General features: G+C 71.3%; 20 protein-coding genes and 1 tRNA gene. 5 read left to right on the plus strand and 16 right to left on the minus strand.

Features of this window, described 5'->3' with window-relative positions; genetic code table 11:
- Positions 1–31: 31 nt before the first annotated feature.
- The 5 genes from HCU73_RS00715 to HCU73_RS00735 form a co-directional block, all read right to left on the minus strand.
- Positions 32–1,099: an ABC transporter ATP-binding protein gene (locus HCU73_RS00715; RefSeq protein ID WP_168621489.1), complete on the minus strand. Its 1,068-nt coding sequence runs from the start codon at positions 1,097–1,099 to the stop codon at positions 32–34.
- Entirely contained in the window at positions 1,096–2,583 is a 1,488-nt protein-coding gene (gene argH / locus HCU73_RS00720) for an argininosuccinate lyase (RefSeq protein WP_168621490.1), read from the minus strand. Before argH ends, HCU73_RS00715 begins: the two co-directional genes overlap by 4 nt.
- A gap of 70 nt (positions 2,584–2,653) precedes the next feature.
- The gene (locus HCU73_RS00725; protein ID WP_168621491.1) at positions 2,654–3,538 is read right to left on the minus strand and encodes a carbohydrate ABC transporter permease; all 885 of its coding nucleotides are present in this window, start codon (positions 3,536–3,538) and stop codon (positions 2,654–2,656) included.
- A 1-nt stretch (position 3,539) separates the two neighbouring features.
- Positions 3,540–4,478: a carbohydrate ABC transporter permease gene (locus tag HCU73_RS00730; RefSeq protein WP_168621492.1), complete on the minus strand. Its 939-nt coding sequence runs from the start codon at positions 4,476–4,478 to the stop codon at positions 3,540–3,542.
- Positions 4,479–4,553: 75 nt separating this feature from the next.
- Positions 4,554–5,813 (minus strand): extracellular solute-binding protein, encoded by a 1,260-nt coding sequence (locus HCU73_RS00735; protein WP_210730444.1) that lies wholly within the window; start codon positions 5,811–5,813, stop codon positions 4,554–4,556.
- A 123-nt stretch (positions 5,814–5,936) separates the two neighbouring features.
- Here HCU73_RS00735 and HCU73_RS00740 point away from each other — a divergent pair, with 123 nt between their 5' ends.
- From HCU73_RS00740 to HCU73_RS00750, 3 genes are read left to right on the plus strand one after another with little or no spacing between them, the layout of a single operon-like run.
- On the plus strand, positions 5,937–7,091 hold the full coding sequence (locus HCU73_RS00740; RefSeq protein ID WP_168621494.1) for an ROK family transcriptional regulator: 1,155 nt from the start codon (positions 5,937–5,939) through the stop codon (positions 7,089–7,091).
- 16 nt (positions 7,092–7,107) lie between these two features.
- On the plus strand, positions 7,108–9,426 hold the full coding sequence (locus HCU73_RS00745; protein WP_168621495.1) for a PIG-L family deacetylase: 2,319 nt from the start codon (positions 7,108–7,110) through the stop codon (positions 9,424–9,426).
- On the plus strand, positions 9,423–10,280 hold the full coding sequence (locus HCU73_RS00750) for a DMT family transporter (protein ID WP_168621496.1): 858 nt from the start codon (positions 9,423–9,425) through the stop codon (positions 10,278–10,280). Before HCU73_RS00745 ends, HCU73_RS00750 begins: the two co-directional genes overlap by 4 nt.
- Positions 10,281–10,296: 16 nt before the next feature.
- On the opposite strand, the gene HCU73_RS00755 is transcribed toward HCU73_RS00750, so the two are convergent.
- The 8 genes from HCU73_RS00755 to HCU73_RS00790 form a co-directional block, all read right to left on the minus strand.
- On the minus strand, positions 10,297–11,319 hold the full coding sequence (locus HCU73_RS00755) for an SIS domain-containing protein (RefSeq protein WP_168621497.1): 1,023 nt from the start codon (positions 11,317–11,319) through the stop codon (positions 10,297–10,299).
- A 105-nt stretch (positions 11,320–11,424) separates the two neighbouring features.
- Positions 11,425–11,499 (minus strand) — tRNA-Gln (locus tag HCU73_RS00760).
- Positions 11,500–11,581: 82 nt separating this feature from the next.
- On the minus strand, positions 11,582–12,415 hold the full coding sequence (gene kdsA / locus HCU73_RS00765; RefSeq protein WP_168621498.1) for a 3-deoxy-8-phosphooctulonate synthase: 834 nt from the start codon (positions 12,413–12,415) through the stop codon (positions 11,582–11,584).
- A gap of 40 nt (positions 12,416–12,455) precedes the next feature.
- A complete protein-coding gene (locus tag HCU73_RS00770) occupies positions 12,456–14,159 on the minus strand; it encodes a KpsE/RkpR family capsule polysaccharide export protein (protein WP_168621499.1) in 1,704 nt (567 codons plus the stop codon).
- On the minus strand, positions 14,134–14,796 hold the full coding sequence (locus tag HCU73_RS00775) for an ABC transporter ATP-binding protein (RefSeq protein ID WP_168621500.1): 663 nt from the start codon (positions 14,794–14,796) through the stop codon (positions 14,134–14,136). The genes HCU73_RS00770 and HCU73_RS00775 overlap by 26 nt, the downstream gene beginning before the upstream one ends.
- 188 nt (positions 14,797–14,984) lie before the next feature.
- Positions 14,985–16,247, minus strand: coding sequence for a Na+/H+ antiporter NhaA (locus HCU73_RS00780; protein WP_168621501.1), 1,263 nt, complete (start codon positions 16,245–16,247; stop codon positions 14,985–14,987).
- Positions 16,248–16,307: 60 nt separating this feature from the next.
- The gene (locus HCU73_RS00785) at positions 16,308–17,333 is read right to left on the minus strand and encodes a permease (RefSeq protein WP_168621502.1); all 1,026 of its coding nucleotides are present in this window, start codon (positions 17,331–17,333) and stop codon (positions 16,308–16,310) included.
- Positions 17,326–17,679 (minus strand): ArsR/SmtB family transcription factor, encoded by a 354-nt coding sequence (locus HCU73_RS00790; protein ID WP_168621503.1) that lies wholly within the window; start codon positions 17,677–17,679, stop codon positions 17,326–17,328. The genes HCU73_RS00785 and HCU73_RS00790 overlap by 8 nt, the downstream gene beginning before the upstream one ends.
- A gap of 133 nt (positions 17,680–17,812) precedes the next feature.
- Between HCU73_RS00790 and HCU73_RS00795 the strand changes: the two genes are divergently transcribed.
- Together HCU73_RS00795 and HCU73_RS00800 are read left to right on the plus strand one after the other, a co-directional pair.
- Complete coding sequence (locus HCU73_RS00795) at positions 17,813–18,400, plus strand: uracil-DNA glycosylase family protein (RefSeq protein WP_168621504.1); 588 nt, start codon at positions 17,813–17,815, stop codon at positions 18,398–18,400.
- Positions 18,397–19,173, plus strand: a complete 777-nt coding sequence (locus tag HCU73_RS00800) for an SseB family protein (RefSeq protein WP_168621505.1) — start codon at positions 18,397–18,399, stop codon at positions 19,171–19,173. Before HCU73_RS00795 ends, HCU73_RS00800 begins: the two co-directional genes overlap by 4 nt.
- A 116-nt stretch (positions 19,174–19,289) precedes the next feature.
- Here HCU73_RS00800 and HCU73_RS00805 read toward each other — a convergent pair whose 3' ends face one another.
- Genes HCU73_RS00805 through mrdA form a run of 3 tightly spaced genes read right to left on the minus strand, consistent with a single transcriptional unit; the run spans position 19,290 to position 23,324 of the window.
- Positions 19,290–20,222 carry a 2-hydroxyacid dehydrogenase gene (locus HCU73_RS00805; RefSeq protein WP_168621506.1) on the minus strand — a complete coding sequence of 311 codons (933 nt, stop codon included), beginning with the start codon at positions 20,220–20,222 and terminating at the stop codon, positions 19,290–19,292.
- A gap of 13 nt (positions 20,223–20,235) precedes the next feature.
- The gene (gene rodA / locus HCU73_RS00810; RefSeq protein ID WP_168621507.1) at positions 20,236–21,375 is read right to left on the minus strand and encodes a rod shape-determining protein RodA; all 1,140 of its coding nucleotides are present in this window, start codon (positions 21,373–21,375) and stop codon (positions 20,236–20,238) included.
- Positions 21,372–23,324 (minus strand): penicillin-binding protein 2, encoded by a 1,953-nt coding sequence (mrdA, locus tag HCU73_RS00815; RefSeq protein WP_168621508.1) that lies wholly within the window; start codon positions 23,322–23,324, stop codon positions 21,372–21,374. The genes rodA and mrdA overlap by 4 nt, the downstream gene beginning before the upstream one ends.
- Between the last annotated feature and the right edge of the window lie 4 nt (positions 23,325–23,328).

Below are 23,328 nucleotides of genomic sequence, written 5' to 3' on the forward strand. Positions count from 1 at the left end.
GGGCCCCATGGGCCCCTGTTGTCGTTTGGGGTCACGCCCGCGCTGTGCGCAGGGACTGGCCGCTGGCGCTGTCGAACAGGTGCGCGTTGTCCCCCGACAGGCCGAGGCCGATCCGGTCGCCCGCGCGGGGCGGCGTGCGGCCCGGGGCGGTCGCCGTCACCTCCACCCCGTCGACATCGACGTAGACCAGCGTCTCGGCCCCCAGCGGTTCGGCCACGGTCACGGTGCCCGACAGCACCGCGCTGGCGTCGGATTTCAGGTCCTCGGGGCGGATGCCGAAGCTGACGGGGCGGCCCGGCGCGATCTGGATGCCCGGCACCGCGATCTCGACCCCGTTCCAGAGGCGGACGCCCGTGCCCGTGCCCTCGGCCTTCAGCAGGTTCATCTGCGGTGCGCCGATGAACTGCGCGACGAAGGTGTTGGCGGGTTCGTGGTAGACCTGCGCGGGCGTGCCGATCTGCTGGATATGGCCGTCCTTCATGATGACTATGCGGTCGGCCAGCGTCATCGCCTCGACCTGGTCGTGGGTCACGAAGATCATCATGCGGCCGACGCGGGTGTGGAGTTTCTTGATTTCGAGCCGCATCTGGGTGCGCAGCTGCGCGTCGAGGTTCGACAGCGGTTCGTCGAACAGGAACACGGCCGGGTCGCGCACCATGGCGCGGCCGATGGCGACGCGCTGGCGCTGGCCGCCCGACAGCTGCGCGGGCTTGCGTTCCAGGTACTCGGTCATGCCTAGGATCGCGGCGACCTCGTCGATGCGGGCGTTCTTCTCGGCCTTGGACAGCTTCGCCGTCTTGAGGCCGAAGCCGATGTTCCGCCGCACGGTCATGTGTGGGTAGATCGCGTAGTTCTGGAACACCATGGCGATGTTGCGGTCCTTGGGTTCCAGGTTGTTCACCACGCGGCCGCCGATCTCGATGGTGCCGCCGCTGATCTCCTCCAGCCCCGCGATCATGCGCAGCGTGGTGGACTTGCCGCAGCCGGACGGGCCGACGAGGACGACGAATTCGCCCTGCTCCACGGTCAGGTTGATGGAATGCAGGACCTGCGTGGTGCCGTAGCGTTTCACGAGGTCGCGCAGGATCAGCTGGCTCATCGGGGGCCTTTCAGGTCTTGGAACGCGGCGTCGAGGCGCTGGGCGGCCGCGCTGCGGCGGGCGAGGCGGTCGGCCTGCGCCGCGGTGAGGGTGGCAAGCGTGTCGGCGTAGCCCGTGAAGGCCGCATCGAGGGCGGCGGGTGCCGGCCCGCCGATGCGGTCGCGGCGGGTGACGAAGCTTCGCGCGTCCACCGCCTCGGCAAAGGCGTCCCGCGTCAGGGCGGGGGCGCGGCCCGTGGTTTCGGCGAAGGCGGCGGCGAAGGCGGGGTAGCCCTGCTTGAGGGGGGCATCCTCCATGATCACGGCGCGGGCGGTGGCGGCGGCGATCTCGTGCGCCTGCCGGAAGCTGAGGCCCTCGGACCGCACCAGCGTATCGGCCAGTTCCGTGATGGTGATGCAGGCGGCATCCGTGGTGCGCGCGACGCGGTCGGCATTGATGGAACAGGCCGGCAGGAAGGCGGTCAGGAGGTCGAGCACGCGCGTGGCGTGCTCAAACGCCCCGTAGCCCGCCTGCTGCACCTCGCCCTCGCTGTCGTTCATGTCGGTGAAGGGGGTGTTGTGCATCGTGTTGACGATCACGTCGCAGCGCCCGGCGGCGACCGAGGCCATGTGGCGCAGGTGTTCGATCGGCACCGGGTTGCGTTTCTGTGGCATGATCGAGCTGATCTGCACGAGGCTGCGGGGGACGTGGAGCTGGCCGACCTCGAAGGCGGACCAGAACGCCATGTCCTGCACCACGCGGCCGAGGTGGATCATCGGCAGCTTCAGCGCGGAGTAGAGGCCGGTGACGTAGTCGACCGAGGCGATGCAGCCGTAGGCATTCACCTTGGGCGCGGCGAAACCGAGGAGGTCGGCCATGCGCGCGCGGTCGATGGGGAACCCGCTGGTGGTGATGGCGGCGGCGCCCATCGGGCAGAGGTCCAGGGGGGCGATGGCGGCGTCGAGGCGGCGGATGTCGGACAGGAGCACCTCGATGACCGCGGCGAGGTAGTGGCCGAAGGTCGAGGGCTGGGCGGGCTGTCCGTGGGTGTAGGCCACGATCAGCGTGTCGCGCTCGGCGCGCGCCTTGTCGAGCAGCGCCGTGGCGAGGCGGAGCATCCGGGCCAGCGCGTCCTCGGCGCGGGTCCGCAGCGCCATCTTGAACTGGGTGTGGTCCATGTCGTTGCGGGACCGCGCGGTGTGGAGCGCGCCGCCGAGGTCGCCGAGGCGTTTTTTGAGTTCCGCCTCGACGAGGAAGAACCAGTCCTCGTGCTCGCCGGTGTAGGTGAGCGCCGCGCGGTCGGTCTCGGCGGCGATGGCGTCGAGCGCCTCGGCGATGGCCTTGCCCTCTTCTCGGCTTAGAATCCCGGTGTCCACCAGCATCACCAGATGGGCGCGGTTGATCGCGTCCATGTGGTCGGCGAAATGGGTCTTCACGCCTTCGAAGAGCGGCGCCAGCACCGTGTCGCGGTAGACCGGATCGGGGAAGGTGGTGGTATCGGTCATGCCCGGGGCTCCGCCCGTTCGGGCCTCAAAAGGTCCACTGGACCTTTTGCCGACTTTGTCGGACCGGCCCTCACCCCTTCAACCCCGCCATCACGACCCCGCGGATGATGAACCGCTGGAAGATCAGGAAGAAGATCAGCGTCGGCAGGGTGGAGATCGCGGCACCCGTCATGATCAGCTCCCACGCCACGTCCGCCTCGTCGCCGAAGGACGCGAGGCCCACGGGCAGGGTGTAGAGGTCGGGCGAGGTGGTCACGATCAGCGGCCAGAGGAACGCCGTCCAGTTGCCGAGGAAGATGAAGATGGCAAGTGCGGCCAGCGCGGGTTTCACCATCGGCATCGCCACCTGCCACCAGATCTGGAATTCGTTCAGCCCGTCGATCCGCGCGGCCTCGAGGAAATCGTCGGGCACCGTCTCGAAGAACTGCTTCATCAGGAACACCCCGAAGGCGGTCATCAGGCCGGGGAACATGATGCCCCAGTAGCTGTCGAGCCAGCCGAAGCTCTGGCTCATCATGTACCACGGGATCACCAGCATTTCCGTGGGGATCATCAGCGTCGACAGGATCGCGATGAACACGATGTAGCGGCCCCGGAACTGGAACTTGCAGAGCGTGTAGCCCACGAGGCTGTCGAAGAAGAGCGCCGAGAGCGTGGTGATCGTGGCGATGACGAGGCTGTTGACGAACCAGCCGAAGAACCGCCCGTCCTCGAGCACGTAGGTGTAGTTCTCCAGCGTCGGTTCCTGCGGGATCAGGCCGATCTCGTAGACCTCCCACGGCCATTTCAGCGAGGTGGAGATCATGTAGGCCAGCGGCATCACCATGATGACGCCGCCCGCGAACAGGAGCATCCAGCGGACGAACTGCGCGGCGCTGGCCTGCTTGCGCGCCGCCTGCGCGCGCAGGAGCGTGTCCGAGGTGGCGCGGATCGTCAGCTCGTCGGCCTGTGCCATCTCAGCGGTCCCTCAACAGGCGCAGCTGGATCAGGCTGACCACCAGCAGGATCACGAAGAGCACCACCGTCTGCGCGGCGGCATAGCCCATGTCGTAGCTGGAAAAGGCGGTCTGGTAGATCATCAGCACCAGCGGCTTGGTGGAATTCAGCGGCCCGCCGGGGTCGGCGCTGGTCATGTTGAAGACATGGTCGAAGATGCGCAGGAAGCCGATGGAGCTGAGCACCACGATGAACACGATGGTGGGGCGCAGGAGCGGCAGGGTGATTTCCCACAGCACGGTCCAGCTGGAGACGCCGTCGATCTTGGCGGCCTCGTAGAAGCTGCGCGGGATGGCGCGCAGGCCGGCCATGAAGATGATGATCTGGAACCCCAGCCCGGCCCAGATCGCGGGGGCGAGGATCGCCGGCAGCGCGTTGGTGGTTGAGCGCAGGAAACTGATCTGCGGGATGCCGACCGAGGCCAGCATGTTGTTGAACAGCCCGATCGGCACGTCCTGGTAGAACCAGCGCCAGACCCAGGCCATCGCCACCGCCGAGGTCATGAAGGGCAGGAAGTAGAGCGCCCGGATCGTGCCGTGCAGGAAGCGCACCTGGTCGAGGTGGTAGGCGATCACGAAGGAGATCACGAGGCTGATCGGCGTGCCCAGCAGCAGGTAGGCGAAGGTGTTGCGGAACACCTGCCAGAACACCGGGTCGGCCACGAGGGTGCGGTAGTTGTCGAGCCCGGCCCAGGTGCGGTCGCCCAGCAGGTTCCATTCCTGGAACGACAGCACCATGGCGTTGCCGGTCGGGTAGAAGCGGATGACGACGTAGAACAGGATCGGCACCGCGAGAAAGCCCCAGGCCCACACGGTGCGCTTCTGCGCGACGCTGAGGCGCGCGTAGAGGCCGCCCCGTCCGGGCGTCTGCGAACCTGTCGGGGTGGTGTCGGTCGGCATCGGGGGCGGTCTTGCTCCGGCGCGGTCGGACCCCGCGCGCCGGTGGGCGCGCGGGGCCGTGGTCCCGTGATCAGATCACTGGTTGTAGTAGCTGTCGAGGATCGCCTGCTCCGCCGTCGCTGCGGCGGTCAGGCTTTCGCCCGGGTCCATGCCCTGCAGGCGCACCCGCTCGACCATGTCGACCATCACCTGCCGCTGCGCCGATTCGTCGGCGAAGATGGTGGTGTTGGCGTATTCGAGGCCGCGGATGAAGGGGCCGAACACCGGGTCGTCGGCGTTCTCGGGCGTCATGCCGACATCGACGCGCGCGGGCAGTTCGCCCACCACCTCGAGCCAGATCTCCATCGCCTCGGGCGAGGTGATGTACTCCATGAAGCGCACGGCGGCCTCGTATTCGGCGCCCTCGGCCGAGGAGGTGATCGCGTTCACCCAGTAGGAGGCGTAGTTCGACCGCGTGCCGTCGGGCCCGGCGGGCAGCTCGGTCACGCCCCACTGCAGCCCGCGGCTGTCCTGCAGCGCGCCGATGCGGAACGACCCGTCGATGTGGAAGGCCGCGCGCCCGGCGCGGAAGGCCGCCTGGGGTTCGTCCATGAAGCCGGTGCTGGTGACGCCCTGTTCCTCGAGGCCGAGGTAGAAGTCGAGCGCGGCCCGGCCCGCCTCGGTGTCGTAGTTCACGGTGCGGTAGTTATCGAGATAGGGCTCGCCGCCGAACTGGCGGATCAGCACCTCGCGGAACCAGTGGTGGTCCTGCGCGGTCATGCCGGTGGTCAGGCCGACCTGGGTGACGTTGCCGGCCCCGTCGCGCTCCGTGGTGGCGGCGGCCGCGGCGACCAGCTCCTCGAGCGTGGTCGGCACCTCGACGCCGGCGGCCTCGAGCAGCCGCTCGTTGTAGAACAGCGCCAGCGAGCGCACGGCGGTCGGCAGTGCGTAGTAGCTGCCGTCGACCTGCATCGCCTGCACCATCGGGAAGAACTCGGACCCGATCATCTCGGCCGAGAAGGGATCGGCCGGCAGCGGCTGGATCAGCCCCTCGGCGATGTAGTCGTTGAGCCAGCCGTAGAACAGCTGCACCACGTCCGGGCCCTCGCCCGCGGGGATCGCGACGGCGGTCCGGGTGCGGTAGTCGGCATAGGGGAAGTGCGTCATCTCGACGTTGATGTCGGGGTTCGCGGCCTCGAAATTCGCGATCAGCTGCTCCATCGCGGTGACGCGGCTTTCGAAGAAATACTGCCAGTACTCGATCGTCACCTGCTGCGCCTGGGCGCCGGGCGCGAAGGCGAGGGCGGCGGCGGATGTGGCCAGGGCGGCCAACGGTGTCCGGATGCGGCGGTTCATCATGTGGGTCTCCCTGATGGCGCGGGCCGTTCTGGCGGTCCGGCTCGTTGATGGCGAAGGGCCTGAAAGGGACGCTAGCGCAGCGGCGTTGAACCTTCAAGTGAGTTGAGTTAATCGTCGCGCATGGCCTCGACCCTCCTCACGCCCGGATCGAACGCGGAACGCAGCCGCCAGTACAACCGCGGCCTCGTGCTGGGCCACATCCGCCGCGAGGGCGAGGCGGGGCGGGCCGAGATCGCGCGCGCCTCGGGCCTCAGCACGCAGGCCGTCAGCAACATCATCGCCGACCTGCTGGCCGACGGCTGGGTGGTGGAGACGGGCCGCCGGTCGGGCCAGCGCGGGCAACCGGCGGTGACCTACGCGATCCGCGCCGAGGCCGGCGCGGCGCTGGGGGTCGAGATCCGGCCCGACGCGGTGCTGGCGGCCTGGATCGACCTTGCGGGCACGGTCCTGCACAGCGCGCGGGTGGCGCTGACCCGCGCCCGGCCCGAGGACGTGCTGCCGGTGCTGCAGGGCCTGCCCGGCCGTGTCGCCGGCTGTTCGCTGATCGGGGCGGGCGTGGTGATGCCGGGGCCGGTGGGGGTGACCGGCCTGTCGGGGCAGGCCAGCGAGCTGCCGGGCTGGGGCGGGATCGACGCGCAGGTGGCGCTGGAGGAGGCCCTGGGCCTGCCGGTGACGGTCGAGAACGACGCCAACACCGCCGCCATGGCCGAGCGGGTGATGGGCGCGGCGCAGGGCATCGACACCTTTGCCTGCCTCTACTTCGGCACCGGCCTCGGCCTGGGGCTGGTGGCGGGGGGCGAGGTGTTCGGCGGGGCCTTCGGCAACGCCGGCGAGATCGGGCACATCCCGGTGCCCACGCCCGAGGGGCCGACCCGGCTGGAGGACGTGGCCAGCCGGATGGCGCTGGTGCGGCTGCTGGCCGAGGCGGGGCTGCACCCGGCCACGGGCGACGACCTTGCGGCGCTCCACGCGCAGGCGCCACCCGCCTATCTCGACTGGCTCGACCGCGCGAGCACGGCGCTCGGGCACGCGGTGCTGCTGCTCGAGAACCTGTTCGACCCAGAGACCATCATACTGACCGGCGCTCTGCCGCCACCGATCCTCGACGACCTCGTGGCGCGCACGCCGCTGCCCGAGCTGTCGGTGTCGAACCGGCCCGACCGGCGGCACCCGCGCCTGATCGCGGGCCGGGTCGGGCGGCGGGCGGCCACGCTCGGGGCGGCCGCCCTTGTCGTCAACACCGCGCTGTCGCCCCGGCTTGTCGCAACCGCCTGAAGGACCGGACCCCACCATGCCCACACCCGACCAGACGCGCCTTCTGTCCGAGGCCCAGGACCCCCTGATCGCGCGGGTCTGGCGCGCCATGGCGGGGCTGCGCACCACCGTGACCTTCATGAACACCGGCGCCCATCCCGACGACGAGACGTCGGAGATGCTGGCCGCGCTGTGGCTGCGGGACGGTGTGAACCTGTCCTATGCCTGTTCGACCCGGGGCGAGGGCGGGCAGAACGACATCGGCACCGAGGGCGGCGCCGATCTCGGCACGCTGCGCACCGCCGAGATGGAGCGCGCGGCCGAGGTGCTGGACATGCGGCTCTACTGGCACGGGCAGTCGGCGGACGACAGCATCACCGATTTCCGCTTCTCCAAGTCGGGGGTGGAGACGATGCGGATCTGGGGCCGCGACCGGCTGATGGCCCGCTTCGTCGAGATCATCCGCACCGACCGGCCCGACATCATCTGCCCCACCTTCCTCGACATTCCCGGCCAGCACGGCCACCACCGGGCGATGACCGAGGCGGCGCACGCGGTGATCGCGGCCGCCGCCGACCCGGCCTTCCCGGGCTGTGACCTCGCGCCCTGGCAGGTGTCGAAGCTTTACCTGCCGGGCTTTTCCGGGGCGGGCGGGGCCTATGACGACGAGGTGCCGCCGCCGCCCGCCACCGTGGTGGTGCCCGGGCGGGGCGCCGACCCGGTGCTGGGGATGCCCTACGCCCGGGTCGGGCAGTGGTCGCGGCAGTTCCACCGCACGCAGGGCATGGGCCGCTGGGTGCCGGCCGACGCCGCGCGCGACTGGCCGCTGCACCTGGCGTGGTCCTGCGTGGGCGCCGACACCGGCGCCGTTACCGACAACCTGCCGCGCACGCTGGCCGACCTGGGCCTTGCCGAGGCGCAGGCCGCGATCGACGCAGCGCTGGCGGCCTTTCCCGACATGGGCGCGATGTGCCGGCTGGCCGCCCGCGCGCTGACCCTGCTGGAGGGCGCCGGGGTCGCGCCGGGGCAGGCGCACCGGGTGGACCGCAAGCGCGCGCAGCTGGCCCGGCTGATCCGCCTGACCTCGGGCGCCACGGCCCGCGCGCGGCCCGCGCGCGGCACGGTCGCGCCCGGCGAGGCCGTCGCGGTGGCGGTCGAGGTGGAGGCGGCACCCGGTGCGGACATCTCCGCCGCGCTGATCGCGGCACCGGGGCTGGACGTGACGCCCGGGGGTTATGCCGCCGCGCCCGACGCGCCGCCCGCCGATCCCTACCCCGACAGCTACGACCCGCTGGCCCCGCGCGCGCCGGCGCTGGCCGTCGAGGTGGTGGTGGAGGGCGTGGCCAGCCGCACCGTGGTACCGCTCGACACGCCGCTGCTGGTGCTGCCCGCCGCCCGCGCCCGGCTGTCCGAGGGGCGCGCCTTCGTCAACCTCGCCACGTCCGCGCGCACCGTCCGGCTGGAGGTCGCCGGCCGCAGCGCCGGCGCGGCCGCCTTCGACCTGCCGGCGGGCTGGGGGCAGGACTGGCAGGGCAACGCCGTGACCCTGACCCTGCCGGACGGGGCCGGGGAGGCGCTTGTGACCCTGCCGCTTGCGCTGGACGGGCGGCCCGCCCGCAGCGTGCGGCACATCGCCCATGACCATGTCGCCCCCCGCCTCAACCACGCCCCCGCCGCGCTGACGCTGCGCACGGCCCATGTGGCCCTGCCGGCGGGTCGCATCGGCTATGTCGGCGCAGGCAACGACCGGGTGGCGCACTGGCTCCGCGCCGCGGGGATGGACGTGACCGAGCTTGACGATGCCGCGCTTGCGCACCCCGAGGGGTTCGCTGGCCTCGATGCCGTGCTGGTCGGCGTCTTCGCCTACCGTTTCCGCCCGGCGCTGAAACCCGCCGTGCCGCGGCTGAACGCCTGGGTGAAGGCGGGCGGCACGCTGGTCACGCTCTACCACCGCCCCTGGGACGACTGGGACCCCGCCGCGACGCCGCCCGCGCGCATCGAGATCGGCCAGCCGTCGCTGCGCTGGCGCATCACCGATGCCGCGGCCGAGGTCGGCCTGCTGGAGCCCGACCACCCCGTCCTCGCCGGGCCGAACCGGATCACGCCCGCCGACTGGACCGGCTGGCAGAAGGAACGCGGCCTCTACTTCGCGAAATCCTGGGGCCCCGAATACCGCGCCATCCTGCGCATGGCCGACCCCGACGAGCAGCCGCTCGACGGCGGGCTGCTGGTGGGCGAGATCGGGCGCGGCTGCCACGCCCATGTCGCGCTGAACCTGCATCACCAGCTGGCCTGCCTGGTGCCGGGGGCCTACCGGCTGATGGCGAACCTGCTGGCCTTGCGCGGGCGGGGATGAGCGACCCGGCGCCGCCCCGGTCGGACAACCTGCGCGGGGCCGCCTGGCTGATCGCGGACATGAGCCTGAACATCTGGGCGCTCAGCATCGTCAAGGCGGTGGGGGCCGATTACCCCTCGGTGCAGATCGTGTTCCTGCGGGTCTGCGTGGGGCTGGTGGTGATCCTGCCCTGGGTCTGGCGCGACCGCGGCGTGCTGGGGCAGGGGGGGCAGTGGCGGCTGCAGGCGCTGCGCGTGGGGCTGTCGGCGCTGACGCTGGCCGCGTCCTTCCATGCCATCGCGCGGGTGCCCTTCGCGGTGTTCTCGGCGCTGAACTTCACCCGGCCGATCCTGCTGATGGTGCTGGCCGCGCTGCTGTTGTCCGAGCGCATCCCCGCGCGGCGCTGGGCGGCGGCGGGCGTGGCGCTGCTCGGTGCGCTGATCGCGGCGTCGCCGGGCGAGATCGCGGCCAGCTGGGGGCTGGCCGCGCTGGTGCTGGCGGTCGTCACGGGCACGCTGGCGGTGATCGTCACGCGGCGCCTCAAGGGCACGCCCGAGGTGGTGATGATGCTGGTCTACACCGCCGGCATCGCGGTGGTGATGGCGCCGCTGGCGGCGCTGTCGTGGGAGCCGGTCGCGGCGGGGCACTGGCCATTCCTGATCGTGGTCGGCATCAGCGCCCAGCTGGCGCAGCTGTGCTTCATCCGGGCGCACTGGCTGGGCGACGCGGGCGTGCTCGGGCCGGTGTCCTACCTGTCGCTGGTGCTGTCGACGGCGGCGGGCTACCTGGCCTTCGGCGAGGTGCCGGGCTGGCCGCTCCTGCTGGGGGCGGCGCTGATCCTTGCGGCGAACCTTGCCGTGACGCGGGCGCGCTGACGCGGAAAACGCCGCCTCAGGTCGTCTCGGTCACCTTGCGCAGATGCCGCGGCATGTCGGGGTCGAGCCCGCGGGCCACCGCCAGCTGCTCGATCATCGCGTAGAAGGCCACCACCAGCGCCAGCGGGTCGGCCAGCGGATGCCCCGTGCGCACCACCGGCAGCGCCCGCGCCGCGGCCACCCTGTCCGTGGTGGCGAAGACCTCGGCGCCCTTGGCCGCCAGCGCATCGGCCACCTCGGCCAGCGCCGTCTCGGCCGCGTCCGCCGCCGCGAAGGCCAGCACCGGGAACCCGCAGTCGACGATCGACACCGGCCCGTGCAGCACCTCGGCCGAGGAATAGCTCTCGGCGTGGACCTGCAGGACCTCCTTGAACTTGAGCGCGGCCTCGTTGGCGATGGCCCAGGCCGGCCCGCGGCCCAGCGTGAAGATCGACCCGCCCCCGAGCGCGGCCGCCACCGGCGACCAGTCGAGCCCCCGCGCCGTCTCCAGCACCGCCGGCAGGCCGTGGATGGCCGCAAGGAGATCCCGGTCCCCCTTCACCTCGGCCAGAAGCCACAGCCCCGCCAGCGCCGAGGTGACGAAGGTCTTGGTCGCCGCCACCGACCGCTCCGGCCCGGCGCAGATGTCGATGACCTGGCCCGCCACGCCCGCCAGCCGCGACCCGGCGTCGTTGGTGAGCGCCACGGTCAGCGCCCCGCCCGCGCCGAGCGACCGGGTCATCTCCACGATGTCGGGGCTCTGGCCCGACTGCGACACGGCCAGCGCCACCGCGCCCCGCACCCTGAGGCGCGCGCCGTAGACCGAGGCGACCGAGGGCCCGACCGACGCGACCGGCAGCCCGAGCAGCAGCTCGGACACGTATTTCAGGTAGGTGCAGGCGTGGTCGGACGACCCCCGCGCGACGGTCAGCAGGACGGCCGGATCGGCCGCGCGCATGGCCGCCGCCGCCGCGCGCACCGGCGCGTCCGCCCGGTCGAGCAGCCGCGCCACGGCCTCGGGGATTTCCGCGATCTCGCGGCGCATCTGGCTGTCGGACATGGGTCGCCTCCGTTTTGGCGCCACGCTGCCCCGGCTCGGGGCGAATGTCCACCGGCCCGCCGGCTGTGGGCGGCGGTCTGGCACGTCATGCTGTCGGGAAGATCATGGCTGGGGTGGTAGGATTCGAACCTACGGTACACGGTACCAAAAACCGCTGCCTTACCGCTTGGCTACACCCCAACCGTGCCGCGCTAGTTACGCGGGGAGCGCGGCGGGATCAAGACCCCGTTTCGACAATTCCGACGCTTTCCGCGCCGGCCCGTCAGAGGCGGATCGGGTCGCTCTTGGCCAGCCGGTCGAAGGCCATCAGCCCCGCCACCAGCGCCGGCATCTGCGCCAGCGGGATCATGTTCGGCCCGTCCGATGGGGCGCGGTCGGGGTCCTCATGGGTCTCGATGAAGACGCCCGCGATGCCCAGCGACACGGCGGCGCGCGCCATCACCGGCGCGAACTCGCGCTGGCCGCCCGACGATCCGCCCTGGCCGCCCGGCTGCTGCACCGAATGGGTCGCGTCCATGATCACGGGGTAGCCCGTCTTCATCATCTCGGGCAGCGACCGCATGTCGGCCACCAGGGTGTTGTAGCCGAAGCTCGACCCGCGTTCCGTCAGCAGGATCCGGCGGTTGCCGGTCGACTCGATCTTGGCGACCACGTTGGGCATGTCCCACGGCGCGAGGAACTGGCCCTTCTTGACGTTGATCGCGGCGCCGGTCTCGCCCGCGGCCAGCAGCAGGTCGGTCTGCCGGCACAGGAAGGCCGGGATTTGCAGGATGTCGCAGACCGCGGCGGCCGGCGCGCACTGGTCGGGGCCGTGGACGTCGGTCAGCACCGGGCAGCCGACCTCGGCCTTGACGGCGGCGAGGATGCGCAGCCCCTCGTCCATGCCGAGGCCCCGCTTGCCCGACAGGCTGGTGCGGTTGGCCTTGTCGTAGCTTGCCTTGAACACGAAGCCCGCGCCGGCGCGCGCGCAGGCGTCGGCCATGGCGCGGGCGATCATCAGGGCGTGGTCGAGGCCTTCCAGCTGGCAGGGCCCCGCGATCACCGTCAGGGGGGTGTCGTTGCCGAAGGCCACGGGGCCCGTTTCCACGATCTGCATGGGTGTCCTTTCCGGTCGTCTCGGCCCTGCAGGGGACAGGTCAGGAGCTGACCTGTTCCCGCAGGATCGTCGCTGTCATCGACACCATCAGGTAGATGCCGGAAAAGACGAGGAAGGCAAGCAGCGTGTTCTCGAAGGCGCGCGGGTAGGCGGCCTCGTCGGGGGCCACCGGGTAGACGCCGATCGACAGGTAGAGCGATTGCCGGTTCGCCTCGATCCGGGCGGATTCCAGCTGCTGCAGGGCCTGGGCCAGCATCATCTGCCGGGTCTCGAGGTCGGCCTGCGCGATCACCAGTTCGGACTGGATGCGCGCCAGCGACGCGCCGCCCACCTCGCCTTCGGTCAGGCCGCTGCGCAGGCTGGCGATCAGCGCCTCGAGCCGGCCGATGTTGGCCTCGGCCACCTGCACCCGGGTCGCGTTGGGGGCGCGGGCGGCCATGATCTCGGCCAGGCGCAGGCGTTCGTTCTGCAGTTCCAGCTCGAAGGTCGAGATCTGCTGGAAGATGGTCGACACCTCGGCGTCGGCCGACAGCACCCCGCGCCGCTCCTGCAGTTCCAGCACCCGGGTCTGCGCCTCGGTCACGCGGCGCTCGGCGTCCTCGTAGCTGTCGCGCGCGCCGGCCATCTGGTCCTCGCGCAGGCGCTGGCTCATCTGGTCCACCCGCTCCTCGGCGTAGCGGATCAGCGCCTCTGAGAAGGCCTGGCTGGTGGTCGGGTCGGCGGCCAGCATTTCCACCTTCACGACGCCCTCGGTGGGGTCGTAGCCGATGGTCAGCTGGTCGCGGTAGGTGGCATACACGGCCTCGTCCGGCGCGTCGGGGGCGAGCCGCAGGAGGGGGTCCATCTGCTCCGACGAGAAATGCGCGCGGAAGCCCAGCTCCTGGTCGAGCCGCAGCATCGCCTCGCGGCTTTCCAGGTAGCTCTGCACCACGATGCTTTCCTGCACGGTGGCAAAGCTGGTGCCGCCGAACAGGCTGCCGAGACCGCCCGCGGCGGCGCCGCCGCTTTCGGCCTTCTGGATCACGAATTCGGTGTGGGTGGCATAGAGCGGCGTGGCCACGCGGTAGTAGTAGTAGGCCACCAGCAGCGTCGGCAGCAGCACGAAGAAGGACAGCCGCGTCGCCAGCAGGAACAGCCGTTTGCGCCGGCGCCGCGCGATGTCGCGCTGGACCTTCATGATCTCGGCCGCGCGCGCGTCGGCGGTCAGGGGGGCGGGGCGCGCCGGGGCGGGCTGGGCCGGCAGCGGCGCGGCCCGGGTCGTGGCCGGCAGGTTCGCGCTGCGCTCCTCGGCCTCGGGTCCGAGGGCGTCGTCGACGACCAGTTCCAGCATGTTGGACTGCGCGAAGGGGTCGATGCCCCGCCCGCGCAGGAGCCGCACGGCGTCGAAATCCGACGTGGGCGTCAGCCCGTGCTTCTGCGCGGTGCGCCGCGCCATGCGCAGCTGCCGCCCGGTCAGGCCCTCGGCGCGGATCGCGGCGATCTCGTCCTCGAGGCTGCGCGGCGCGGCGGGTTCGGCCTGTTCGGGCGCCGCGGCGCGGCGGGTGGCGGCGGCCGAGCCCGGCAGCGCGAGGTCGCCGAAGCCGTCCTCGGGCTCGGCGGGGGCGGCCAGCAGCTCGTCGGGGGCATAGGCGCGCGCGGGGGCCGCCCGGGTCTCGTCGCGGGCGGGCGCATCCCCCGACGGCGGGGGGCGCAACGCATCGCTGCGGCGGATGCGGAACTTACGCGCCTTGGGTGCTGTAGTCATAGAGCTGCTTCGCCTCTTCGAGCGTGTCGAACTCGTACAACTGCCCGTCCCGCAGCACGGCGGCCCGGCGGGCGAATTTCTCGAGCGTCTGGGCCTGGTGCGACACGATCACCACGGTCGCCTTGCGCAGCCGTTCGGCCAGCAACGCGCCCGCCTTGCGGTTGAACTCGGCGTCGGTCGTCTGCGGCATGCCTTCGTCGATCAGGTAGATGTCGAACTCCAGCGCCAGCATCAGCGAGAAGCTGAACCGCGACCGCATCCCGGCGGAATAGGTGCCGACGGGCATGTCGAAGTATTCCTCGATGCCGCAGACCCAGCGGCAGAAGGCCTCGACGTAATCCGGGTCGAGGTCGTAGAGCTGCGCGATGTAGCGGGCGTTCTCGCAGGCCGAGAGCTTGGGCAGGATGCCGCCCATGAAGCCCAGCGGGAACGAGATCCGGGCGGTGCGGTAGATGTGCCCCTCGTCGGGTTTCTCCAGCCCCGCCATCATCTTGACCAGCGTCGTCTTGCCGGTGCCGTTGGGCGCGAGGATGCCGAGGGACGACCCCAGCTCGACCCGGAACGAGGCCCGGTCGAGGATCACCTTGCGGCGTTCCCCGGTCCAGTAGGATTTGGATACCTCGACGAATTCCAGCATGTCCGCGCGCGCTGCCCTCTGGGTCGGTGTCGCCTGTCAGCCATCGGATCGGGGGTCGGAACGCCCCCTTCAGATCATAGCACCCCTACATGGGATATGGGGCGGCATTATGTCCAATCCGCCCCAATCCCCAAGCATTGATGTCACGTTTAGGAAAATCCGGGGCCCGCGGCGCGCGCGGGCTCCGGTCAGACGTCCTGCTTCTCGACGCGGGTGAGCTTGCCCACCGCGATCGCGACCGCCGCGGCGGCGAAGCTGAACAGCGCGCCCATCTTGGCCGCGTCCTGCACCGGCCCGCCCTCGAAGGCGACCGAGGCCACGAACAGCGACACCGTGAAGCCGATGGCCGCCACGCAGCCCACCACCACCAGGTCGATGATCCGCATCCCCTGCGGGATGCCCAGCCCCATGGGCTTGGCCGCGATCCAGCCGAACAGGAAGATGCCCACCGGCTTGCCGATCAAAAGGCCCGCCAGCACCAGCCAGGTCGCCGGGCCCATCGACGAGAACTCGACGCCCGCGTTCATCAGGCCGAACAGCCCGAGGATGATCTCGACCGGGTATTTCAGCGCGTGCTCGATCTGGTTCAGCAGGTCGTGCAGGTGTTCCTCGGCCGCCGAGAAGATGCCGAAGGCGCGGTCGGCGTGCGGGATCGTCGGCACGATGGGCAAGAGGCCCAGCGCCGGGTGCAGGCCGCTTTCCTGGAAGCCGTACCAGCTCAGGCAGCCCGCGATCAGGTAGGGCCAGAAGCTGAGCGTCTTGCGCACCCAGGTCGAGCGCGGGCGCAGCTGGTCGCCCCGGTCCAGCCGCCGGGGCAGCCAGTTGAACAGCACGAACACGCCCACCGCCGCGCCCAGCGACAAGAGGAGCCAGACCGGCGCCAGGTCGCCCGACGGGTAGAAGATGGCGAGGATCAGCAGGCCCGCCGCGTCGTCGGCGATGGCAAGCAGCAGCAGGAAGCGCACCGCCGGGTGGCCCGCGCCGAACACCAGCCGCCCCACCAGGTAGGAGAACGCGATGTCGGTCGCCGTCGGGATGGCCCAGCCGTTCGCGACCGCGTTGTAGGTCTCGGATCCGAACAGCATCGCCAGACCGAGGTAGACCGAGATCGGCCCGATCATGCCGCCCAGCGTGGCGATCAGAGGCGTCGCCGCCTTCTTGCCGCGCAGCGAGCCGTTCTTGAGGATGACGGCCTCCCACACCTCCTTGGCGGCGATGGCGAAGAACAGCGCCATCAGCACGTCGTTGACGAGGTAGTGCAGCGTCAGCGTGCGCGTGACGTGGCCGTGGCCGTCATCGTGCAGGTGCCCGATGAAGAAATCGTCGATCAGCACGAATTCGACGAAGTGGTGATAGCTCTCGGCGTTCGTGTTGGCCCAGATCAGGGCGATGATCGCGCCGCCGATGAGAAGGAGCGAATAGCCCGTGATGAAATTCCAGACGCGATACATGCCGTCCTCCGCGTGTCCCTGACCGCGTGAGTAGCGGCTGGAACACGGGGGGACAATGGGTCAGGCGAGCGCAGCCCATCCGATACCCGCCATAAGTGCGCCGGCGATGGCAAAGCCGATATAGGCCGCGAAAACCCGTGGCTTGACCAGCGCCCAGACCGCGACGGCGGCGGGGATGCTGCTGACGCCGCCCGCGACGACGAAGGCCATCGCCGCGCCGGGGTTCATCCCCTGCTCGAGCAGCCCCGCCAGCAGCGGCACCGCGGCATAGCCGTTCAGGTAGGCCGGCGCGCCCACCAGCGCGGCCAGCACGATCGGCCCGATGCCGTCGCCGCCGATCACCCGCGCCACCAGCTCGGCCGGGACATAGGCGATCAGGAGCGCCTGCAGGAGATAGGCAAGCAGGAGCCACTTGCCGAGGAACAGGAGGTTCGACCACCCGCTTTCGGCAAAGATGCGGCGGCGCGGGGCGTCTTGCCAGAAGCGCCAGTTCAGGGTCAGGCGCTTGGCCTTGCAGCAGCCGCCGATGCGCGGCGCGGCCTTCAGCGGGTCGGCGAAGACCGGGGTCGCGGCCATCAGCTTGACGGTCAGGCCGCCCGCGAGCCCCAGCGCGATGGCGGCCACCGTCTTGGCGATGGCGAAGTCGAGGCCGAGGCCGCCCGCGGTGATCGCGAACATCGCCGGGTCCATCAGCGGCGAGGCGAGCCAGAAGGCCATCACCGCCGACAGGGGCGCGCCCGCGGCCAGCAGGGCCGCGACGAAGGGGATCACCTGGCAGGAGCAGAAGGGCGACAGCGCGCCGACCAGCGCGCCGACCACGATCATCCGGGTCTCGCGCCCCTTGAAGGCGCCGTCGAGCAGGCGCTCGGAGCCGCTGGCCTTCATCCCCGCGATGGCGAGCACGGCGAACAGGATGTAGGGCAGCGTGCCCCGGAAATGCTCCAGCGTCTCGGCGATGGTCGGGGCCACCGCCGCGCGGTCGAAGACGGCGAGCACCAGCAGGATCAGCGCGCCGGTCAGGGCGACCTTGTCGATGCGCGCCCAGATCCCGGCGACGGGGCGGGGGTGTTGCGTGAGGTCAGCCATCGGAGGGCTCCGTGCAGGGGGAAGGGGCGGGACCGCCCATGTCGGCGCAGCATTCGGCGACGAGGAAGCGGGACAGCGCGGCGACGGCGGCGTGGTCCACCGAGGACAGGATGCGCCGCCCGTCCCGCTGCTGGCGGACCAGCCCCGCCGACACCAGCTGCTTGAGGTGATGGGTCAGGACCGAGCCGGTGACGCCGATCTCGGCGCCGAGATCCCCGATCGGCAGCCCCTGCGGCCCGGCCCGCACGAGGCGGCGCAGGATGGCGAGGCGCGGCTCGGATCCCAGCGCGGCGAAGGCCGTGGCGGCAAGGGTCAGCTCGGGGAGGGGCGGCGGTGTCGTTTTCATGATTCTATGTTTATAGAAATGTAGGAATGTTGTCCAGCCCGCGCGCGACGCGGGCGCGGGCGCGGGGCCGGGTTCGCGGGACCAAGCGGCGGGCGGTTTGCGCCCGGGGAGGGCGCGCCCTATCTCTGGCCCCATGCCCGCGCTTGCGACCCAGATCTCCGACTGCCGCCTCTGCGCCGACCGCTTCGCCGCGACGGCCACGGCCCACGCGCCGCGGCCGGTGGTCTGGTTCCGGCCGGGGGCGCGGATCCTGATCGCCGGGCAGGCGCCGGGGCTGCGGGTGCACGCGGCCGGGCGGCCCTTCGCCGATCCGTCGGGCGACCGGCTGCGCGACTGGATGGGCGTCGACGCGGCCGAGTTCTACGACCGCGACCGCATCGCCATCGTGCCGATGGCCTTCTGTTTTCCCGGCTACGACGCCCGGGGCAGCGACCTGCCGCCGCCGCCGGTCTGTGCCGCGACCTGGCGGGGGCGGGTGATGGCGGCGTTGGGCGACGTGCCGCTGACGCTGCTGGTCGGGGGCTATGCGCAGGGCTGGCACCTGGGGCGCGGGCCGGGGGTGACGGCGCGCGTGGCGGGCTGGCGCGACCATGCGCCCGGGGTCTTCCCCTTGCCGCACCCGTCGTGGCGGAATACCGCGTGGCTGAAGACGAACCCGTGGTTCGAGGCCGAGCTGCTGCCGGCGCTCCGCGCCCGGGTCAGGGAGGTGCTGCACGGATGACCCCGCTCGACCATGCCCATGCCGCGATGGAGGCCGCCCCCGAGGACGAGGCCGCGCGGCTGCGCTTCTACGACCGGCTGGCCGGGGCGGAGCTGGTGCTGCTGCTGGAGGCCGAGGCCGAGGGCGACCGCATCCGGCCGCAGGTGTTCCCGGTGGAGGGGCAGCGTTTCGTGCTGGTCTTCGACCGCGAGGAGCGGCTGGCCGAGTTCGCCGGCGGGCCCGCGCCCTATGCCGCGCTGTCGGGGCGGCGGCTGGCCGAGATGCTGGCCGGGCAGGGGATCGGGCTGGGGGTGAACCTGGGCGTGGCGCCGTCCTCGATCCTGATCGAGGCGGGGTCGGTCGACTGGCTGGCGGCGACGCTGGCCGAGGCGCCGGAGGAGGTGGAGGAGCGCCCCGAGGAGATCGCGGCGCCGGGCGGCTTGCCCGAGCGGCTGCTGGAGGCGCTGGACGCGCGGCTGGCGGCGGCGGAGGGTCTGGCGCGGATGGCCTACCTGGTGGGGGCGACCTACGCCGGCGGGCGGCGCGGGCACCTGATGGCCTTCGTCGACCCGGTGCCGGGGGCGGAGCCCGCGCTGGCACGCGCGGTGGGGGCGGCGCTGACCTTTTCGGGGATCGAGGCGGGGAGCCTGGATGTGGGCTTCTTCCGGGCGTCGGACCCGGTGGCGGGGCGGCTGGCGCGGGTGGGGCTGCGGTTCGACCTGCCCGAGGCGCCGAAGGCCGAGGCGCCGGGCGCGCCGGGCATGGACCCGGACGCGCCGCCGCGGCTGCGCTGAGGCTGGCGGCTCGTCGGGGCCTTGCCCCTCCTCGCCGGGCCGACGGGCGCCCCGGGCCGGCGCGGTGCGGGGTGGCGGTGTCGGGCCTGCGTATTTGGGGAAAGATGAAGCGGGGGTCAGTAGCCGAGGCTGCGGTCGACCACGCCGATCATCGGTTCGCCGGCCTCGCAGCGGCGGATGTTCGCGGCGAGGCTGCGGGAGGCGGAGCCCGGCCGGGTCGCCGAGGCGATGTGCGGCGTGACCGTGACCCGCGGGTGGGTCCAGTAGGGGTGGTCGGCCGGCAGGGGCTCGATGCGGAAGGCGTCGAGGGTGGCATGGGCGATGCGGCCGCCGTCGAGCGCGGCGAGCAGGGCGTCGTCGTCGATCAGCGCGCCGCGGCCGGGGTTCAGGATCACCGCGCCCTCGGGCAGCAGCGCGAGGGTGTCGGCGTTCAGCGTGTCCTCGGTGGCCGGGGTGTTGGGCAGGAGCAGGACGGTGATCTGCGCCGTGCGGAGCGTCTCGGCGAGGCCGTCCGCGCCGTGGCGGCAGGTGACGCCGGGCAGCGCCTTTGGGCTGCGCGACCAGCCCGTGACGCGGAAGTTCAGGCTGGCGAGCATCGTGGCGCAGGCGGCGCCGAGTTCGCCGAGGCCGAGGATCGCCACGGTCCGGTCGCGGGCGAGCGGCGGGGTGGTCTCGGGGCGCCAGTTGCCGTCGCCCTGGAGGTGGGTGTCGATCCCGAGGTGGTGGCGCAGGACGTGGCCGGTGACGTATTCCACCATCCCCTCGGTCAGGCCGGGGTCGACCATGCGGGCGAGCGGGACCCGGAGCGTGGGGTTGCCGACCACGTCCTCGACGCCGGCCCAGAGGTTCAGCACCGCCTTGAGGCGGGTATAGGGCGTGAAGTCGGTGAGCCCGCTGTTCGGGGCGTAGACGATGTAGTCGACCGTCGCCGGGTCGGCCTCGGTGGTCAGGCGCGCGTCGGCCAGGCCGGCCTCGGCCAGCGCGGCGCGCAGCGGGGCCTCGTACTGGTCCCACCGCTCGGATTTGGCGGCGAAGAGAATGGTGGGCATGGGCAGGCTCCTGTCAGCGCGGGCGGTGGACATGCGCGCTTTGCACCAGACCGAAGGCCGCCATCAAGACCAGCATCGCCGATCCCCCGTAGCTGACCAGCGGCAGGGGCACGCCGACGACGGGGGCAAGGCCCATCACCATCGCCATGTTGATCGCGAAATAGAGGAAGAAGGCGACCGCGATCCCCATGACGAGGAGCGAGGCGTAGCGGTCGCGCTGCATCAGCGCGGTGGCGATGCAGAACACGAGGATGAGGAGGTAGAGCGACAGCAGCGAGGCGGCGCCGATGAAGCCGAATTCCTCGGCCAGCGTGGTGAAGATGAAGTCGGTGTGCTTTTCCGGCAGGAAGTTCAGCCGCGACTGCGTGCCCTCCATGAAGCCGCGCCCGGTCCAGCCGCCCGAGCCGAGCGCGATCTGGCTCTGGGTGATGTGGTAGCCCGCGCCGAGGGGGTCGTTGGTGGGGTCGAGAAAGGTGTCGATGCGGCGGTACTGGTAGTCCTGCAGGAGCTGCCAGGGCGTCCCGCGCGAGGCGAAGACGGCCGTCACCGCCCCCGCGCCGGCGGCGATCACGCCCGCGAAATAGGCCCAGTGGACACCGGCCACGAACATCACCGCGCCGCCCCCCATCAGGATCAGGAGCGCGGTGCCGAGGTCGGGCTGAAAGAAGGTCAGCCCGGTGGGGATGCCGACGAGGACGAGCGGGATCAGCACGTAGAGCGGGCGCGATTTCTTCGACAGGTCGAGCCAGTCGTAATAGGCGGCCAGCACCATCACCACGGTGATCTTGGTCAGTTCGGAGGGCTGCAGCCGCATGAAGCCGAGGTCGATCCAGCGCTGCGCGCCCATGCCGACGACGCCGAAGAATTCCACGTAGACCAGCAGCAGCACCGACACCGCATAGGCCAGCGCCGAGACGTTGCGCCAGAACCAGATCGGCACCATGGCGACCACGAACATCACCACGAGGCCGAGGACGAAGCGTTCCATCTGCGGCTCGGCCCAGCGGTCGAAGCTTCCGCCGGCCACCGAGTAGAGCATCAGGAAGCCGAAGCTCGCCACCGCGACCAGCAGCAGGACGAGCCCCCAGTTGAGGTAGAGCACCTTGCGCCAGCCGGTCGGCGTCGTCTTGACGTTGTATTCGAGGAAACTCACGCCTGGCTCCGCACGATGCGGCCGGTCGGCACGGGGGGCTCGCGCAGGATCGGCAGGCGGCGGTGCATCTCCTCGACGTCGCGGCGCTGGCCGACGGGGTACATCTCGGGCGGGGGCACCTCGCCCAGCTGGGCGCGCAGCAGGATGTCGCGGGCGATGGGCGCGGCCACGGCCGAGCCGCCGCCGCCATGCTCGACGATGACCGAGCAGGCATAGCGCGGGTTGTCGTAGGGCGCGTAGCCGACGTAGAGCGCGTGGTCGCGCCGTTCCCAGGGCAGGTCGGCGTTCGAGAGCACGCCCGCGGCGCGTTCCGCGGCGCTGATGTTGCGCACCTGGCTGGTGCCGGTCTTGCCGGCGATCTTGTAGGCGGCGACCTCGACGCGGCTGCCGTAGGCGGTGCCGCGGCCGTCGTTGTTCACCTGCCACATGCCGCGGTGGACGACGTCCAGATGGCGCGGGTCAAAGCCCATGTCGGGCGCCGTGCCGGGCAGCTGGCTGACCCCGTCGATGGAGCGGACGATGGCCGGCTCCACCGCCCGCCCGGTCGCCAGCCGCGCCGTCATCACCGCGAGGTGCAGCGGCGAGGACAGCACGAAGCCCTGCCCGATGGAGGCGTTGAGCGAATCGCCCACCAGCCAGGCGGCGCCGCGGTTCTGCACCTTCCATTCCATCGTCGGCGCCAGCCCCTCGGCGATGCCCGACAGGGGCAGCTCGTGGCGCACCCCGCAGCCGAAGCGGCGCGCCATGGCCGACATCGCCTCGATGCCGACGCGCTGGGCGAGCTCGTAGTAGAACACGTCGCAGCTCTGGCTGATGCTCTCGACCATGTTCATGCGGCCGTGGCCGCCCCGGCGCCAGCAGTGGAAGCGCCGGTCGCCGAGGTCCATGTGGCCGGGGCAGTGGATGGTTTCCTCGGGCGTGATCACGCCGGCCTCGAGCGCGGCCATCGCCACGATCATCTTGTAGGTCGAGCCCGGCGGGTACAGGCCCTGCGTCGCCTTGTTGGCGAGCGGCCGGTAGGGGTCGTTGTTCAGCCCGTTCCAGGCCGAGGTCGAGATGCCGCGCACGAAGAGGTTGGGGTCGAAGGTGGGCGCCGAGGCGAGCGCGAGGATCTCGCCGGTCTGGCAGTCCATGACTACGGCGCCCGCGCTTTCGCCGGTCAGCCGGGCCTCGACGTAGTTCTGCAGCCCGGCATCGACGGTCAGCTGCACGTCCGAGCCCGGGTCCGGCGGGTCGCGGCCGAGTTCGCGCATCTCGCGGCCGCCGGCGTTCACCTCGACCTGCTTGGTGCCGGCGCGGCCGCGCAGCGCCTGCTCCATCCGGGCCTCGACGTTGTAGCGGCCGACCTGGAAATCGGGGATCTGCAGCACCGGGTCGGTATCGCCGGTCTGTTCGAGGTAGTAGTCCGACACCGGGCCGACGTAGCCCACGACATGGGCGAAATCGCCGCCCATGGGGTAGACCCGGCTGAGGCCCACGTCGGGGTTCACGCCGGGCAGGGCGGGGGCGTTGACGGCGACCGCGCTGATCTCGGCCCAGCTCAGGCGGTCGGCGATCGTGACCGGCACGAAGGGCGGGCGGCGGGCGATCTCGGCGCGGGCGCGTTCCAGCGCCACCAGGTCGAGGTTCACGATGCGCGACAGCTCGTCCAGCACCGCGTCGACGTCATCGGCGTCCTCGCGCACCAGGGTGACGCGGTAGTTCTGCTCGTTGCCGGCCAGAAGCACGCCGTTGCGGTCGAAGATCAGGCCGCGGGCGGGGGGCAGCAGGCGGATGTTGATCCGGTTCTCCTCGGCCAGCAGGCGGAAGTCGTCGGCCCGCTCGACCTGCAGGTAGCGCATCCGCGCGGCCAGCACGGCCCCGGTGCCGAAGAACAGCCCGCCCACCACGAGGCTGCGGCGCCCGATCTGGCGCGCGCTGTCCTCGGTGTCCTTCTGGGTGCGTTTCATGGGG

This window comes from Roseicyclus persicicus (genome assembly GCF_012395815.1).
Classification (GTDB): domain Bacteria; phylum Pseudomonadota; class Alphaproteobacteria; order Rhodobacterales; family Rhodobacteraceae; genus Roseicyclus; species Roseicyclus persicicus.

Bases quoted from the DNA above. Each gene is read 5' to 3' on its own strand.
- HCU73_RS00715 (WP_168621489.1), bottom strand. From the start codon at position 1,099: ATGAGCCAGCTGATCCTGCGCGACCTCGTGAAACGCTACGGCACCACG.
- argH (WP_168621490.1), bottom strand. From the start codon at position 2,583: ATGACCGATACCACCACCTTCCCCGATCCGGTCTACCGCGACACGGTG.
- HCU73_RS00725 (WP_168621491.1), bottom strand. From the start codon at position 3,538: ATGGCACAGGCCGACGAGCTGACGATCCGCGCCACCTCGGACACGCTC.
- HCU73_RS00730 (WP_168621492.1), bottom strand. From the start codon at position 4,478: ATGCCGACCGACACCACCCCGACAGGTTCGCAGACGCCCGGACGGGGC.
- HCU73_RS00735 (WP_210730444.1), bottom strand. From the start codon at position 5,813: ATGAACCGCCGCATCCGGACACCGTTGGCCGCCCTGGCCACATCCGCC.
- HCU73_RS00740 (WP_168621494.1), top strand. From the start codon at position 5,937: ATGGCCTCGACCCTCCTCACGCCCGGATCGAACGCGGAACGCAGCCGC.
- HCU73_RS00745 (WP_168621495.1), top strand. From the start codon at position 7,108: ATGCCCACACCCGACCAGACGCGCCTTCTGTCCGAGGCCCAGGACCCC.
- HCU73_RS00750 (WP_168621496.1), top strand. From the start codon at position 9,423: ATGAGCGACCCGGCGCCGCCCCGGTCGGACAACCTGCGCGGGGCCGCC.
- HCU73_RS00755 (WP_168621497.1), bottom strand. From the start codon at position 11,319: ATGTCCGACAGCCAGATGCGCCGCGAGATCGCGGAAATCCCCGAGGCC.
- kdsA (WP_168621498.1), bottom strand. From the start codon at position 12,415: ATGCAGATCGTGGAAACGGGCCCCGTGGCCTTCGGCAACGACACCCCC.
- HCU73_RS00770 (WP_168621499.1), bottom strand. From the start codon at position 14,159: ATGACTACAGCACCCAAGGCGCGTAAGTTCCGCATCCGCCGCAGCGAT.
- HCU73_RS00775 (WP_168621500.1), bottom strand. From the start codon at position 14,796: ATGCTGGAATTCGTCGAGGTATCCAAATCCTACTGGACCGGGGAACGC.
- HCU73_RS00780 (WP_168621501.1), bottom strand. From the start codon at position 16,247: ATGTATCGCGTCTGGAATTTCATCACGGGCTATTCGCTCCTTCTCATC.
- HCU73_RS00785 (WP_168621502.1), bottom strand. From the start codon at position 17,333: ATGGCTGACCTCACGCAACACCCCCGCCCCGTCGCCGGGATCTGGGCG.
- HCU73_RS00790 (WP_168621503.1), bottom strand. From the start codon at position 17,679: ATGAAAACGACACCGCCGCCCCTCCCCGAGCTGACCCTTGCCGCCACG.
- HCU73_RS00795 (WP_168621504.1), top strand. From the start codon at position 17,813: ATGCCCGCGCTTGCGACCCAGATCTCCGACTGCCGCCTCTGCGCCGAC.
- HCU73_RS00800 (WP_168621505.1), top strand. From the start codon at position 18,397: ATGACCCCGCTCGACCATGCCCATGCCGCGATGGAGGCCGCCCCCGAG.
- HCU73_RS00805 (WP_168621506.1), bottom strand. From the start codon at position 20,222: ATGCCCACCATTCTCTTCGCCGCCAAATCCGAGCGGTGGGACCAGTAC.
- mrdA (WP_168621508.1), bottom strand. From the start codon at position 23,324: ATGAAACGCACCCAGAAGGACACCGAGGACAGCGCGCGCCAGATCGGG.